Genomic DNA, 14,732 nt, shown 5'->3' with positions numbered 1-14,732 from the left:
ATGGCCGACCAGCGCCAGCTTTGCACCTTTTTCCTGGACGAGCGTTTCTTCGGCATCGAAGTCGAGAAAGTTCAAGAAGTCATCCGCTATCAGACGATCACCCCGGTTCCGCTGGCCCCGAACGTGGTGTGCGGCCTGATCAACCTGCGCGGTCAGATCGTGACCGCCGTCGACCTGCGGCGCTTGCTGCAAGTCGGCGAACGCTCCGACGAACGCCTGCCCATCAACATCGTCATCCAGACCCGACAAGGGATTTTCAGCCTGTTGGTGGATCGTATCGGCGATGTGCTGGAAGTGGACGACGACTGTTTCGAACATCCGCCCGACACGCTCGACGGCATCGCCCGCGAACTGATCAGGGGCGCTTACAAATTGCAGGGCCGCCTGCTGCTGGTGCTGAGCGTCGACAAACTGTTCAGCCGGGACATTCTGAATCGCGCCCCCAAGCGGGCGAGCGCCCGATCGTAGCGCAAGGCGAAGGATTTTACCGGTGCGAAACCGCACCGAACAAGATGGTACGAGGAGCATGAGGCTGATGAATGTGCTGAAACACTTGAACTTGCGCGGCAAGCTGGCCCTGATCGTGGGCTGGGCGGTCGCCAATATGATCTTCTTGGTGGTCCTGTCGCTCGGGATGCGCTGGCAGGACTTGCACCAAGAACCCCGGACTCTGGCGTCCAATCTGGTCGAAATGGCCAGCGGCATCCTCGACCGCTATCAGAAGCAGGAACAAGCCGGCGCGCTCACTCGCGAACAGGCCCAAAAACTGGCCATCGAAACGCTGCGCAGCATGCGCCAGCAGGAACTTTATTTCGTGGTGCTCGACAAGGAGCAACGGCTGCTGCTGCACGCCGCCCGCCCGGAGCTGGAAAACCAGCCCGCTCGCGGCGGTCGCGACGCCGGTCTCCCGGCGGAATTGCTGCAAACCGCCTTGCGAGACGGCAGCGGTTTCGCCGACTACGAGACACCGCGGCCCGGCTCCGGCAAACCCGTCTTAAAAACGGCCTACGCCCGGCATTTCACACCGTGGGATTGGGTGCTGAGCGCCGGCGTTTATGTCGATGAGATCCGCAGCGATTTCTTCGCGACGGCCTTGCGAGAAATCCTGCTGATCACCGCGCTCGCGCTGCCGCTGTTCATCGTGTTCTTCCGACTGCGCCGGAGCGTGCGGACCAGCATCAACGGCGTGCTGGAACTGGCCAATAATCTTGCCGGCGGCGATCTTTCCCATCAAGCGCCCGTCGCCTCTAACGACGAACTGGGCCAAATGACCGGCGCGCTCAACCAAGCCGTACAAAACATTCACGCCGTGTTGCAGGCCGATAAAGTGAATTGGGCCGAGGTCGCCGAAGAGCGCAAGCAAGTCGGCCGGGTGCTGTCGATGGTGCGGAGCACCCCCTCCCAACTGATGTTTGCGGATCGCGAGCTGCGGCTGCGCTATTTGAACCCCGCCATGGAACGGCTGCTGGGCCGGATGGAAGGGTCTTTGACGGTCCCCGCTGCCGGGTGGATCGGCCAGCCGGTCGAGTTGTTTTTCCCGCAACAGCACGATTTGCGCCGCATCATCGCCGATCCGGCGCGACTGCCACACAAGGCGGCCGTCACCCTGGGCGGCGAAACCTGCGAACTGTATTTCAGTGCCGTTCACGACCGCGACGGCAGCTATCAAGGGCCGATGATCACCTGGGAGCGGGTCACCGACAAGGTCAAGAACGAGCGCAGCGTCAAGGAAGTGGACGACCGTGAAAAAGAGCAGAACCACCTGCTGCAAACCAAGGTCGACCGGATGCTCAAGGTGGTCAGCGCCGCCGCCGGAGGCGATTTGACCCAGGAACTGGCGGTCGCCGGCAACGACACCATCGATCGCATGGCGCAGGGGTTGGACCAACTGTTGGCCACCTTGCGCGACAGCATGGCGCGCATCGGCCAGACCGCGCAGACGCTGGCCGGCGCCGCCGAGGAACTGACCATGGTCAGCCAGCAGATGGGCGGCAACGCCGAGGCGGCCTCTCATAAAGCGACCATGGCCGCCTCGACGGCCGATCAGGTCAGCGCCAACGTCGAGGCGGTGGCGACCGCCACCGAGGAAATGGGCGCCAGCATCCGCGAAATCGCCCTGAACGCCGCCGAAGGGGCCAAGGTCGTCGCCTCGGCGGTGACCATGGCGCAAAGCGCCAACACCACCGTCCGCAAGCTGGGTGAAAGCAGCGCCGGCATCGGCAACATCATCAAGGTCATCACCTCCATCGCCGAGCAGACGCATTTGCTGGCGCTGAACGCCACCATCGAAGCCGCCCGCGCCGGCGAGGCCGGCAAGGGTTTTGCCGTGGTGGCCAACGAGGTCAAGGAGCTGGCCAAGGAAACCGCCAAGGCCACCGAGGAAATCGGCCGCAAGATCGAAGCCATTCAGATGGACACCGGCAGCGCCGTGGACGCCATCGGCGGCATCAGCACCATCATCAACCAGATCAACGACATTCAAATCACCATCGCCAGCGCGGTCGAACAGCAGACCGCCACCACCAACGAGATCGGCCGCAGCGTATCAGAGGCCGCCCGAGGCAGCGCCGAAATCGCCCAGAACATCACCAACGTGGCCCAAGCGACCCAAAGCACGCTCGGCAGCGCCAACGATGTGCACATGGCTTCCAGCGAAATGGCGCGCATGGCGGCCGAACTGCAACAGTTGGTCGACCGCTTCCGCTACGAACCCGGCGCCTTTCACAGCGGCCATCGACCGGGGCGCGGCGTCATCCGCGCGGTGACCTGAACCAGCGGCGCAACGGAGAGGGCAAAGACATGGCGGTATTGGTCATCGATGACTCCCTGGCGATGCGGTCGCTGCTCAGGGACATCCTGAGCGGTTCCGGTTTCAAGGTGGTCGAGGCCGGCGACGGCCGCGAAGCGCTGGAATGTTTGAAACGCGGGGACGACATCGAAGCGGTGCTGGTGGACTGGCAGATGCCGCACATGGACGGTTGCGATTTCCTGCGCGCCGTGCGCCGCTTCGAAGCCTACCGCGACTTGCCGATGCTGATGGTCAGCGCCGAGTCCGAGCTCGAACGCGTCGCCGAAGCGCTGGCCGCCGGCGCCGATGAATACGTGATGAAGCCGTTCACCCGCGACGCGTTGCTAGGGAAGCTCAACTTATTAGGACTTTCAAGTCATTAGCCATGTTCAATAAAATTCGCTTGATGCTTGTCGACGATTCGGCGCTGATCCGCCGCTTGCTGGCCGATGTCTTATCCGGCGACCCGATGCTGGAAGTGGCCGGCCACGCTCAAAACGGCCGGGTAGCACTGGAAAAACTAGCCGCCATCAACCCGGATTTGGTGATTCTGGACGTGGAAATGCCGGAGATGGACGGCCTGCAAACCTTGGCGGAAATCCGCAAGCGCCAACCCCGCCTGCCGGTCATCATGTTCAGTTCGATCACCGAGCGAGGGGCGATCGTGACGCTCGAAGCGCTGGCGCTGGGCGCGAACGATTACGTCACCAAACCGTCCAACACCGGCAACATGGCCACGGCGTTGCAGCGGGTGCGCGACGAGTTGATTCCGCGCATCAAGACCTTTTGCCGCCATTTAGCCGCCCCGGCGCCGGCGGCTCAGCCGACCCCCGTCACGCGGGCGCCAGCGGAACGGCCGCCGTTCGGACAGCCATCACCCGGACAGTCGCTCTTCGGACAGTCGCTCTTCGGACAGTCGCCTTTCGGACAGTCGCCCCCTTTCAAACCGGACAGCAGAGCCAGTTCGCTGCCGGCCCCGCCGCGCCCGCGCCAGCGGGTGGATGTGGTGGCGATCGGCGTTTCCACCGGCGGCCCACCCGCCTTGGCCGCGCTGCTACCGCATTTTCCGGCTACCTTTCCGGTGCCGATCGTCATCGTCCAGCACATGCCGCCGATCTTTACCCGCTTGCTGGCCGAACGGTTGGCCAATCAATCGGCGCTCAACATCGCCGAAGGCGCGGCGGGCGAGTTGCTGCTGCCCGGTCAGGTCCGGGTGGCGCCCGGCGGCTCGCATATGCTGCTGGAGCGCCAAGGCGGACAAATCCGCCTGCAACTGAACCAGAACGAACCCGAAAACTCCTGTCGGCCGGCGGTCGATGTGCTGTTTCGGTCGGTGGCCGAGGTTTATCGCGGGAACACCCTCGCGGTCGTGCTCACCGGCATGGGTAACGATGGCTTGAAAGGTTGCGAGGCGATTCACAAGGCTGGCGGGCAGATCCTGGTGCAGGACGAAGCCAGCTCGGTGGTTTGGAGCATGCCGGGCTTCGTGGCGAAAGCGGGGCTGGCGGAAAGTCAAATCCCGCTCTCGCAACTGGCCGTGGAAATCATCCGCCGCATTCGGACTGGCCGTTAACCGACACTCGAACCTCTGCTCGCCCTTATCCCGATGAATAATACGATCAGCAGGAACGATTTCAATTACATCCGCGATCTGGTCCAGCGCCGTTCCGCCATCGTGCTGGAGGCGGACAAAGCCTACCTGATCGAGACGCGGCTCGCTCCGCTGGTCCGGCAGACCGGATTCGCTTCGCTGCAAGAATTGATCGCTTCCTTGCGAATCGATGCGGGCGAAAGCCTGCATCATAAAGTGATCGAGGCCATCACCACCCATGAAACCTCGTTCTTCCGCGACGGCCATCCGTTCGAAACGCTCAAGACCACCATCCTGCCCGAGTTGCTCGCCAAGCGACCGCCCGGCCAACCGCTGACGATCTGGTGCGCGGCCTGCTCCAGCGGACAGGAGCCGTTCAGCGTGGCGCTGCTGGCGCGCGAGCATTTTCCCGACGCGGTCAAGGGGCGGTTGCGGCTTTTCGCCACCGACTTGTCCGCAACCGTTCTCGAACGGGCCCGCGCCGGCCTGTACACCCAAATTGAGATCAATCGGGGCCTGCCGGCGGCGCTGCTGACCCGCTACTTCGACAAGCAGGGCCTGCACTGGCGGTTGAAATCCGAAATCCGCCGCATGGTGGATTTCCAGCAGAGCAATCTGGTCCAGGCGTGGCCCAGCTTTCCGTCCCTGGATGTCATCTTCCTGCGCAACGTCTTGATTTATTTCGGCGTGGAAACCAAGCGGGCGATCTTGGCCCGAGTGCGCGGCATTCTCAAACCGGATGGTTATCTGTTCCTGGGGTCTTCGGAAACCACCCTCAATCTGGACCCCGCTTTCGAGCCGATCACTCTGGGGAAAACCGTATGCTACCAGCTGCGCCAAACCAACTTTTCGTAGAGCTGCCCGCGGACGCGCTCCAGGAAGCGGCGGAAAACATCTGGAGCGCCATGCTGGAACTGGATATCCAACGGGATGACAGCGGCTCGACCGGCTCAGCGACCGACGGGCTGCTGGCCGGTCAAGTCGATATCCAGGGCGGCTGGCGCGGTCGCATGTTGCTGGTTTGCCCGAAGACCATCGCCCGCAAGGCGGCGGCGGCCCTGTTCAAAATCCCGCCGCCGGCCGTGACTGAAACCGAACTGCGCGATACCGTCGGCGAACTGGCCCACATGCTGGGCGGCAATTTGAAAAGCTTGCTGCCCGCGCCGTCCCGCCTGTCCCTGCCGGTCGTCACCGAGCATTACAATACAACCACAGCGGGCCGGCCGGCCGGGCGCATCACCCTGCGCTGCGAAGGCCAGCCCTTACAAATCAGCTTGTTCGAACAGGAGTGTATGCAGTATGAAAATTTTGATCGTTGACGACAGCAGCGCCATGCGCATGATCGTCCGGCGAACGTTGCGGGAGGCGGGTTACGGCAATCTGGAGGTCTTGCAAGCCGGCGACGGCAACCAAGCGCTGGACGCGGTGCGCAAGGACGCGCCCGATTTGATTTTTTCGGATTGGAACATGCCCAACAAAACGGGCCTGCAACTGTTGGAAGCCCTCAACGAGGAAGGCTACAAAATCCCCTTCGGTTTCGTCACCACCGAGTCCTCGGCCGAAATGCGCGCCAAAGCTTCGCAGGCGGGCGCCAAGTTTCTGATCACCAAACCGTTCACCGCCGAAATCTTCGCCAAGGTCTTGGATGCGTTTCTCAAAAAATAAGCGCCTTCCGAGCGCCAACCGTTCCAAAACCCGCTTCCAACGGGCCTTATCCATTTTAATTCAATGACACAACAGGGAATTTATTTATGGCAACGACTACTTTCATCCTGCCCAACGTCAAGGCGATGGCGCAAACGCTCGAAATGCTGTTCGGCGGCAACGTGCCGGTCACGCCCGGCAAACCGTTGGACACCAAACCCGGTTGCGGCAATCTGATCGCGACCTACGTTTCCGATGACGACAAGCCGGTCGCCGTCGCGGTCTGCGATTTGCCGTTCGCGGCCAACGCCGGCTGCGCGCTGTCGATGCTGCCGGCGGCGGCGGCCAAGGATACGCTCAAGACCAAGAAGCTGGAGCAGGCCATGCTCGACAACCTTTACGAGGTGATGAACATTCTCTCGACCCTGCTGATGAACGAGCAGACCCCGCACCTCAAGCTGGCGACCCTGTATCCCGACATCGGCAAACTGCCGGCCGACGCCAAGGCGCTGCTGGGCGCGCTGAAGGGGCGAGTCGATTACAGCGTCAACGTCCCTCGCTACGGCATCGGTGGTTTGGCGTTGTTGACGACTTGAGGAACCACCGGCTCCGTTGCCGCCCGATCGCCTTTTGTTTCCGCTCGTTTCCCACCCGCCGGCGAAAAGCGAGCGCCAAGGACTCCGAAGGCGACCGTCATTGCTTTGGGTTTTTTCCTGCGGCAACCGTGCAAAAAACCGGAAATGACCGGGTTCCCGCGTTTCGCTGGTCGATCGGACAATACCGCCATCCCTCGCCCCATTGCGAAATCCAAGCCCGATCGCCCATCGTTCCAAGCAACGTTGAACCCACGCATCCGCGCTCGGGCCGACCTTATTCAGTGACGGTCGTCGCCTTCGTTTTGCCCCGCGCCTGAAAAGCTTCCAACTGACGACAGGATTTTGGCGGTTCCAGCCATTTCGCTTCCGCCAGTTTCCCGACATCGCCCTCAAACAATCCTTATAGCTTTGAAATTTATTTAAAAATAGCGCAGAAACTCAATGGCGCGCTATTTGCTAAATAAAAGTTTGTATCGATTTTCCAAGCTTTGAGAACCCGCATGGCTCAGAAAGAAGAAGCCAAGACGCCCGCCAAAAAAGGCGGCCTCATGAAAATCCTGCTCATCGTGGTCGGCGCCCTCGTTTTAGTGGCCGGGGCGGTCGGCGCGACCCTGTTTTTCACCGGAGCGCTGCACCAGACCGCCGAAGCTCCCAGCGATCACAAGCCGGCGGCGAAACCCGCCAAAGCCGCTAAAGCCGGCGGCGGCCATGGCGGCGGCGAAGCGCCGGCCGGTGGAACCGTGGCGATCTATCAGCCGCTCGATCCACCCTTCATCATCAACTTCGACGACCAGGGGATGATGCGTTACCTGCAAATCGGCCTGTCGGTGATGGCTAGGGATAAAGTGGTGATCGACGCCGTCAACAACAACATGCCGCAGATTCGCAACAACCTGATCCTGCTGTTCGGCAATCAAAAAATCGAACTTCTCAACTCCAACGAGGGCAAGGAAAAACTGCGCGCCCAAGCCCTGGAGCAGGTTCAGACCATCCTCAATCAGGAAATCGGCGAACCCGGCATCGAAGCGATTTATTACACCGCCTTCGTGATGCAGTAACGCCATGTCCACCGACGAATTTCTGACTCGGGACGAACGCGATGCGCTGATGGAAGTCGTTTCCAAAAAGGCCCGGGAATCCGGCGCGCAAGCCGGAGCTTCCAAGGAAGAGGCCACGCTCTACGATCTGGCGAGTCAGGACTACGCCATCAACAGCCTGCTGCCGGTGCTGGAAACCATTCACGAACGCTTCGCCCACCGCCTGCGGATCGGTCTGTTCGAGCTGGTGCGGCGGGAGCTGACCGTCAGCGTCGGCACCATCGAGAAACGCAGTTATACCGATCTGACCACCTCGCTCAGCGTGCCGTGCAGCGTCAATATCATCGGCATCAGCCCGCTGAGCGGCCCGGCCTTGCTGATCTTCGATCTGGAACTGATCTTCCTGATCGTGGACACCTTTTTCGGCGGGTCTGGCCGGCTGTACCAATCGACCAACGCGCGGGGTTTCACCACCACCGAAACCCGCTTTATCCAACGCTTGCTGCAACTGTGCTTCAGCAGCCTGGAAGAAGCCTGGTCGCCCTTCGCCGCGCTGAAATGCAGCCACGTCAGCTCCGAAAACAAACCGCAGTTCGTCACCTCGCTCAATCCCGGCGAACCGCTGGCGGTGAGCAGCGTGACCGTCGGCCGCGACGCCATCTCCGGCGCCCTGCACTTGGCCTTGCCTTACTCGATCCTGGAGCCGATTCGGGAAATTTTGCTGAACAGCACTTGCAAGGAACGCCCCAAGTTCGACCAGCAGCTCACCGACCGCCTGCGCGATGGCATTCAGGAAAGCCAGATCGACGTGCGCTGCGCGCTGGCCGGGTTCGAGCTGAGCCTCCGCGAATTGCTGGGATTGCAAATCGGCGACGTGATTCCGGTCAACATTCCCTCCACCGCCGTGCTGCGGGTCGAGGATGTTCCGGTCTACAGCGGCTCCTACGGCGTCGCCCAAGGCTGGCGCGCGCTCAAGATCGAACGGCCGCTCGGCTCGGCCAGCGACTGGCTGGAACAGTCGGCGGCGATTCATGATTTCGCGCCGTTCGCGGCCAAATCGTGAGCGCCCTTCCCACTCCCGCCGAAACGCCCTACCGCTTTCCTAGAGACCTCCCATGAACTCTCAAGCCACCCCCATCGAACCGGAGCAAACCACGTTCGACGCTAGCGCGGAGTTGCCCGGCGGCAAGACCGGGCAAAATCTCGATCTGGTGATGGATATTCCCATCACCCTGTCGCTGGAGCTGGGCCACACCCGCATGAGCATCCGCGAACTGTTGCGGCTGACCCAAGGCTCGGTCGTCAAACTGGATCGGCCGGGCGGCGATCCGCTCGACATTCTGGTCAACGGTTGTCTGGTGGCGCGCGGCGAAGTGGTGGTGATCAACGAGCGTTTCGGCGTGCGGATCACCGATATCGTCAGTCAGGAAGAACGGATTCGGCGGCTGCGATGAACCTCTGGCCAGCAACGAGCGCGCTGCTGCTCGCCCTGGCGGCGCGGGCGGCGGCGGGGGGCGAACCGGGCCGGCTCGAACCGGCCGCGTCGGCCCTGCCCGGCGGCGGCCTGTTGGTGCAGCTGACGCTGGGGCTGGTGGTGGTGCTCGCCCTGGCGGTGGGCTTAAGCTGGTTGCTGCGCCGTTACGCCCTGCCGCGCGACGGCTTGATCCGGCTGGTCGGCGGCTTGCCGCTGGGCAGCCGGGAGCGCCTGTTGTTGGTCGAGGTGGACGAAACCCGCCTGCTGCTCGGCGTCACCGCCACCCAGATTCAGACCTTGCACGTGTTCGCGCCGGGCAACGCTCGACCGACCCACGCGCCGCCCTTCCGGCTCGAACCGTCACCGCTTGCGGAACCGCCTCATGACCTCTCGAAACCCTGAGCGCCCACTCTTAACGACCCGCGTCTGGCTGCTGGCGCTGCTGGCGCTGCTGGCCGGTCCCGCGGCGTTGGCCGCGCCGGCGGGCTTGCCGGCGGTGACCGTGATGCCGGCGGCTGGCGGCGGCGAAACCTGGTCGCTCAGCCTGCAAATTCTCGCCGTGATGACGGCGCTGACCTTGTTGCCGTCGGCCTTGCTGATGATGACCGCCTTCACCCGCGTCATCATCGTGCTGGCCTTCCTGCGCCAGGCGCTCGGCACCATGCAAACGCCGTCCAACCAAATCTTGATCGGTCTGGCGCTGTTTTTGACCTTTTTCATCATGGCCCCGGTGTTCGAGCGCATCAACGAACGGGCGCTCGCGCCTTACCTGAACGAGACGATCAGCTTCCAGCAGGCCCTTCAGGAAGGCCAGCAGCCGTTGCAGGCGTTCATGCTGGCCCAGACCCGCGAGAGCGATCTGGCCCTGTTCACCCAGCTCTCCGGCCGGCAATCGCTGGAGTCCACCGATCAGGTGCCGTTCTCCTTGCTGGTCCCGGCTTACCTCACCAGCGAGCTCAAGACGGCCTTCCAGATCGGTTTCATGTTGTTCATTCCTTTTCTGATCATCGATCTGGTGGTGGCCAGCGTGCTGATGGCGATGGGCATGATGATGCTGTCGCCGATGATGATTTCCTTTCCTCTCAAACTGATGCTGTTCGTGCTGGTGGACGGCTGGAGCCTGCTGATGAGCACGCTGGCCTCCAGTTTCTATCTGCCCTGAACCCGGAGACCGCCGTGACCCCGGAAACGATCATGACGCTCGGCCAGCGGGCCTTGGAGCTGGCCGTGCTGGTGTCGGCGCCGCTGCTGCTGTCGGCCCTGGTGATCGGCGTGCTGATCAGCTTGTTCCAGGCCGCGACCCAGATCAACGAAATGACCTTGAGCTTCGTCCCCAAGCTGCTGGTGCTGGTGGTGGTCCTGCTGCTGGCCGGACCGTGGATGCTGGAATTGCTGGTCGATTTCACCCGCACTCTGTTCAAGGACATCCCGCACTTGATCGGCTGATCGCCATGCCACCGAGCAGCGCCGAAATCGCCGCCTGGGTCGGAACCTTTCTCTGGCCGCTGACCCGAGTCGCCGCCCTGATCAGCATCGCGCCGGTGCTGGGCGCGCGGACGCTGCCGCGCCGGATTCGGCTGATGCTGGCGCTGGCGCTGACCTGGGCCATCCTCCCGCTTACGCCCCCGGTTCCGGCCGTCGAACCGTTGAGTCCGACCGGTTTGCTGATTCTGGCCCAGCAGGTGGTGATCGGCCTGAGCATGGGCTTCGTGCTGCGGCTGGTGTTCGCCGCGCTGGAACTCGGCGGCCACATGATCGCCACCCAGATGGGCTTGAGTTTCGCCAGTCTGGTCGACCCGCAAAACGGCGGGCAAACGCCGCTGCTGAGCCAGTTCTATACCCTGCTTGGCACCTTGGTTTTTTTGAGCCTGAACGGCCACCTGCTGCTGGTGCAGTTGCTGGTGGACAGCTTCAAAACCCTGCCGGTGGCGGCGGCCGGGGTCGACCGTGATGTGCTGTGGGTCCTGGCCAACTGGGCCAGCCACCTGTTCGCCGGAGCGGTGTTGATCTCGCTGCCGGCGGTCGCTTCGCTGTTGGTGGTCAATCTCGCCTTCGGCGTCATGACCCGCGCCGCGCCGCAGCTCAACATCTTCGCGGTCGGTTTTCCGATCACCCTGATCCTCGGTCTGTTGATTCTGCTCTACAACCTGCCGACCCTGCTCTACCAACTGAACGGACTGTTCGATGAAGGTTTTCGCACCATCGGGCAACTGACCGGAGGGACCGGCTGATGGCCGAGAACGAAGACGGTCAGGAACGCACCGAGGAGGCGACGCCACGACGGCAACAGCAAGCCGCCGAGAAAGGCCAAGTCGTCCGCTCCCGCGAGTTGACCAGCTTGGCGATGTTGCTGATGGCCGCCACCGGCTTGCTGGTCTTGGGGCCGGGCTTGCTGGCGGGCTTGGCCGCGCAAATGCGCGCCGGTCTGGCGCTCGATCCGAAAAAAATCGCTGATACCGGCCAGATTCCCGCCGTGCTGGGCCACGCCTTCAGCGACCTGTTGCTGCTGCTGGCACCCTTCCTCGGGCTGATGCTGGTCATCGCGCTGGCGGCTCCGCTGGCGCTCGGCGGCTGGACTTTCAGCCTGGCCTTCAAATGGGAGCATCTGAACCTCATGGCCGGCATCGCCCGGCTGTTCTCCTGGCAGTCGCTGATGGAACTGCTCAAGGCCCTGGGCAAATTTCTGGTGGTCGGCGGCGCGGCGGTCATCCTGCTGTGGCGGGGCGAGGCGGAGCTGCTGCACCTGGGTCGGGAACCGCTGGGACCGGCGCTGGCCCACACCGCCGACACCCTGGGTTGGACTTTTTTGATTTTGACCCTGCCGATGCTGTTGATCGCCGGGGTGGACGTGCCGTTTCAGTTGCTCACTTTTTTCCGCAATCTGCGCATGACCAAGCAGGAAGTGCGCGACGAAATGAAGGACAGCGAGGGCAAGCCGGAGGTCAAGGGCCGCATCCGCCGCTTGCAACAGGAGTTCGCCCAGCGCCGGATGATGGAAAAAGTGCCGACCGCCGATGTGCTGGTGACCAATCCCGAGCACTACGCCGTGGCCTTGCAGTACCAACCGGACACCATGAAAGCGCCGGTCATCATCGCCTCGGGCGCCGACCACATGGCGCTGCGCATCCGCGAACTGGCCGGACAGCACAAAATCCCCAGGGTCGAATCGCGGCTGTTGGCCCGCGCCTTGTATTACAACGGCGCGCTGGACAAGCCGATTCCGGTCGGTCTGTATCAAGCGGTCGCCCAAGTGCTCGCCTACGTTTTCCGGCTGCGCCGGGACGGCGAACTGACCGGCGACCCGATCGTGATGAACGAGGTGCCGGTGCCGGCCGAGCTGCGCACCCAATAGCGATGGATGACATGACCCCGCCACGACCCACATCCCCTTGCCGGTCGCTCGAACGCGATCCGCCCGCCGCTTTCGCCAGCACGCGACGCCATCCAGGGCAGGATTGCTTGCCATGAATCTGGCCGCGACTCTCACCGGCATGGCTCGCTCCGGTTTGGGCGCGCCGGCCCTGCTGGTCGTCATTTTGATGATGGTGGTGGTGCCGCTGCCGCCGTTCGTGCTGGATGTGTTTTTCACCTTCAACATCGCCCTGTCGCTGGTGATCTTGCTGGCCACCGTCTACAGCGAGCGACCGCTGGATTTCGCGGTGTTCCCGACCGTGCTGCTGGTCAGCACCCTGCTGCGGCTGGCGCTGAACGTGGCTTCGACCCGGGTGGTGCTGCTCAACGGCCACGCCGGCGGCGACGCCGCCGGCAAGGTGATCGAAGCCTTCGGTCATTTCGTGGTCGGCGGCAACTTCGCGGTCGGTCTGGTGGTGTTCGCCATCCTCACCATCATCAATTTCGTGGTGGTGACCAAAGGCGCGGGCCGGGTCTCCGAAGTCAGCGCCCGTTTCACCCTGGACGCCATGCCCGGCAAGCAAATGGCTATCGACGCCGACCTCAACGCCGGCATCATCGACCAGGCCGAAGCCAAACGCCGCCGCTCCGAAGTGGTCCAGGAAGCCGATTTTTACGGTTCGATGGACGGCGCCAGCAAATTCGTGCGCGGCGACGCCATCGCCGGCATCCTGATTCTGTTCATCAACATGCTGGGCGGTATCGCCATCGGCACCCTGCAACACAACCTGCCGCTGGCCGAGGCCGCCCAGTTCTACACCTTGCTGACCATCGGCGATGGCCTGGTGGCGCAACTGCCTGGCCTGCTGTTGTCCACCGCCGCCGCCATCATGGTCACCCGCGCCTCCGGCTCGCAGGACATCGGCGAACAAGTGACCCAACAGTTGTTCGGCAGCCCGCAAACGCTCGGGGTCACCGCCGGCATCATCGGAATGTTGGGGCTGATTCCGGGGATGCCCAATCTGGTGTTTCTAGGCTTGTCGGGCGGTGCGGGTTACATGGCTTGGCGGCTGTCCCAAAAGCGCCGGACCGCGCCTTCGCCCACCGACGGCGGCGCTGGGGCATCCGGCGGACCCGGCGAAGCCGACAGCGCGGACAACCGCGAAGTCGGCTGGGACGACGTGCCGCCGCTCGATACCATCGGCATGGAAGTCGGCTACCGGCTGATCGCCCTGGTGGACCGCAATCAGGGCGGTCAGTTGCTGGGCCGGATCAAGGGCGTGCGCAAGAAGCTGTCGCAGGAACTGGGTTTCCTGATTCCCCCGGTCCACATTCGCGACAATCTCGATCTGGCCCCGACCGCCTACCGCATCACCTTGCTGGGCGTGACCGCCGCCGAATCCGAAGCCTTTCCCGACCGGCAACTGGCCATCAACCCCGGCCAAGTCCACACGCCCCTGCCCGGCCTGGCCACCCAAGATCCGGCCTTCAAACTGCCGGCGGTGTGGATCGAAGCCAACCTGCGCGAGCAGGCCCAGACGCTCGGTTACACCGTGGTGGACGCCAGCACGGTCATCGCCACCCATCTCAACCAGATCCTGCTCGGCCACGCCCACGAACTGCTGGGCCACGAGGAAACCCAGCAACTGCTGGATCGGCTGGCTCAGGCCATGCCGCGCCTGGTTCAGGATTTGGTGCCGAAAACCCTGGTGCTGCGGGTGGTGGTGCGGGTGCTGCAAAACCTGCTGGTCGAGCAAGTGCCGATCCGGGATATGCGCACCATTGCCGAAACTTTGGCGGAGCACGGCTCCCGGAGTCAGGACCCCGACGTTCTGACCGCTGCCGTCCGCATCGCACTCGGCCGGATGATTATTCAGAATATCAATAGCTTGGAAGACGAACTTGCCGTCATCACCCTCGCCGCCGAATTGGAACAGATATTGCTCCGTACCTTGCAGATGGGTAGGGACGAGCAGGCTCCCCTGGAACCGGGACTGGCCGAACGCTTGCACAAGGCCTTGATGGACACTACCCAGAAACAGGAGTTGGTGGGTCAACCGGCGGTTTTGCTGGTTCCGGACGCGATCCGCGTCATGCTGGCGCGCTTCGTGCGGCACGGCATCCCCAATCTCCACGTCCTCGCTTTCAGCGAAATTCCCGAGGACAAGAAACTCAAGGTCATCGCTACAGTGGGCAAGTAGGCAACCGCAACGCTGCTTGCCTCGGACCCCGAAGCCGCGATAACAGCGTG

Annotated in this window: 17 protein-coding genes; all 17 read left to right on the top strand. The window is 62.9% G+C overall.

Translation table 11 applies throughout. The features are described from left to right. The 17 genes from IPK09_16545 (at position 1) to flhA (ending at position 14,682) form a co-directional block, all read left to right on the top strand. Complete coding sequence (locus IPK09_16545) at positions 1-468, top strand: chemotaxis protein CheW (GenBank protein MBK7985207.1); 468 nt, start codon at positions 1-3, stop codon at positions 466-468. Between the two features lie 67 nt (positions 469-535). After that, on the top strand, positions 536-2,770 hold the full coding sequence (locus tag IPK09_16540; protein MBK7985206.1) for a cache domain-containing protein: 2,235 nt from the start codon (positions 536-538) through the stop codon (positions 2,768-2,770). Positions 2,771-2,799: 29 nt separating this feature from the next. Further along, positions 2,800-3,171, top strand: a complete 372-nt coding sequence (locus tag IPK09_16535) for a response regulator (protein MBK7985205.1) — start codon at positions 2,800-2,802, stop codon at positions 3,169-3,171. Between the two features lie 2 nt (positions 3,172-3,173). Continuing rightward, entirely contained in the window at positions 3,174-4,361 is a 1,188-nt protein-coding gene (locus IPK09_16530; protein ID MBK7985204.1) for a chemotaxis response regulator protein-glutamate methylesterase, read from the top strand. Positions 4,362-4,394: 33 nt separating this feature from the next. Then, the gene (locus tag IPK09_16525) at positions 4,395-5,234 is read left to right on the top strand and encodes a protein-glutamate O-methyltransferase CheR (GenBank protein MBK7985203.1); all 840 of its coding nucleotides are present in this window, start codon (positions 4,395-4,397) and stop codon (positions 5,232-5,234) included. Then, complete coding sequence (locus IPK09_16520; protein ID MBK7985202.1) at positions 5,201-5,698, top strand: chemotaxis protein CheX; 498 nt, start codon at positions 5,201-5,203, stop codon at positions 5,696-5,698. Before IPK09_16525 ends, IPK09_16520 begins: the two co-directional genes overlap by 34 nt. Then, complete coding sequence (locus tag IPK09_16515) at positions 5,679-6,044, top strand: response regulator (GenBank protein ID MBK7985201.1); 366 nt, start codon at positions 5,679-5,681, stop codon at positions 6,042-6,044. The genes IPK09_16520 and IPK09_16515 overlap by 20 nt, the downstream gene beginning before the upstream one ends. 86 nt (positions 6,045-6,130) lie before the next feature. After that, positions 6,131-6,619, top strand: coding sequence for a hypothetical protein (locus IPK09_16510; protein ID MBK7985200.1), 489 nt, complete (start codon positions 6,131-6,133; stop codon positions 6,617-6,619). A 500-nt stretch (positions 6,620-7,119) separates the two neighbouring features. Beyond that, positions 7,120-7,677, top strand: a complete 558-nt coding sequence (locus IPK09_16505) for a flagellar basal body-associated FliL family protein (GenBank protein MBK7985199.1) — start codon at positions 7,120-7,122, stop codon at positions 7,675-7,677. A gap of 4 nt (positions 7,678-7,681) precedes the next feature. Then, on the top strand, positions 7,682-8,719 hold the full coding sequence (gene fliM, locus IPK09_16500; protein MBK7985198.1) for a flagellar motor switch protein FliM: 1,038 nt from the start codon (positions 7,682-7,684) through the stop codon (positions 8,717-8,719). Positions 8,720-8,771: 52 nt separating this feature from the next. Then, positions 8,772-9,110, top strand: a complete 339-nt coding sequence (gene fliN, locus IPK09_16495; protein ID MBK7985197.1) for a flagellar motor switch protein FliN — start codon at positions 8,772-8,774, stop codon at positions 9,108-9,110. Then, positions 9,107-9,532: a flagellar biosynthetic protein FliO gene (gene fliO, locus IPK09_16490; GenBank protein MBK7985196.1), complete on the top strand. Its 426-nt coding sequence runs from the start codon at positions 9,107-9,109 to the stop codon at positions 9,530-9,532. The genes fliN and fliO overlap by 4 nt, the downstream gene beginning before the upstream one ends. After that, a complete protein-coding gene (fliP, locus tag IPK09_16485) occupies positions 9,513-10,292 on the top strand; it encodes a flagellar type III secretion system pore protein FliP (GenBank protein MBK7985195.1) in 780 nt (259 codons plus the stop codon). Before fliO ends, fliP begins: the two co-directional genes overlap by 20 nt. Positions 10,293-10,306: 14 nt before the next feature. Beyond that, the gene (gene fliQ / locus IPK09_16480; GenBank protein ID MBK7985194.1) at positions 10,307-10,576 is read left to right on the top strand and encodes a flagellar biosynthesis protein FliQ; all 270 of its coding nucleotides are present in this window, start codon (positions 10,307-10,309) and stop codon (positions 10,574-10,576) included. 5 nt (positions 10,577-10,581) lie between these two features. After that, the gene (fliR, locus tag IPK09_16475; protein MBK7985193.1) at positions 10,582-11,361 is read left to right on the top strand and encodes a flagellar biosynthetic protein FliR; all 780 of its coding nucleotides are present in this window, start codon (positions 10,582-10,584) and stop codon (positions 11,359-11,361) included. Further along, positions 11,361-12,482 carry a flagellar biosynthesis protein FlhB gene (flhB, locus tag IPK09_16470; protein ID MBK7985192.1) on the top strand — a complete coding sequence of 374 codons (1,122 nt, stop codon included), beginning with the start codon at positions 11,361-11,363 and terminating at the stop codon, positions 12,480-12,482. The genes fliR and flhB overlap by 1 nt, the downstream gene beginning before the upstream one ends. Before the next feature lie 112 nt (positions 12,483-12,594). Beyond that, entirely contained in the window at positions 12,595-14,682 is a 2,088-nt protein-coding gene (gene flhA / locus IPK09_16465; GenBank protein ID MBK7985191.1) for a flagellar biosynthesis protein FlhA, read from the top strand. Positions 14,683-14,732: the final 50 nt, after the last annotated feature.

It is taken from the genome of Candidatus Competibacteraceae bacterium (genome assembly GCA_016713505.1).
Taxonomy (GTDB): Bacteria; Pseudomonadota; Gammaproteobacteria; order Competibacterales; family Competibacteraceae; genus Competibacter_A.
The sequence above is the reverse complement of the archived record's forward strand: the minus strand, read 5'-3'. Positions and strand labels throughout refer to the sequence as shown.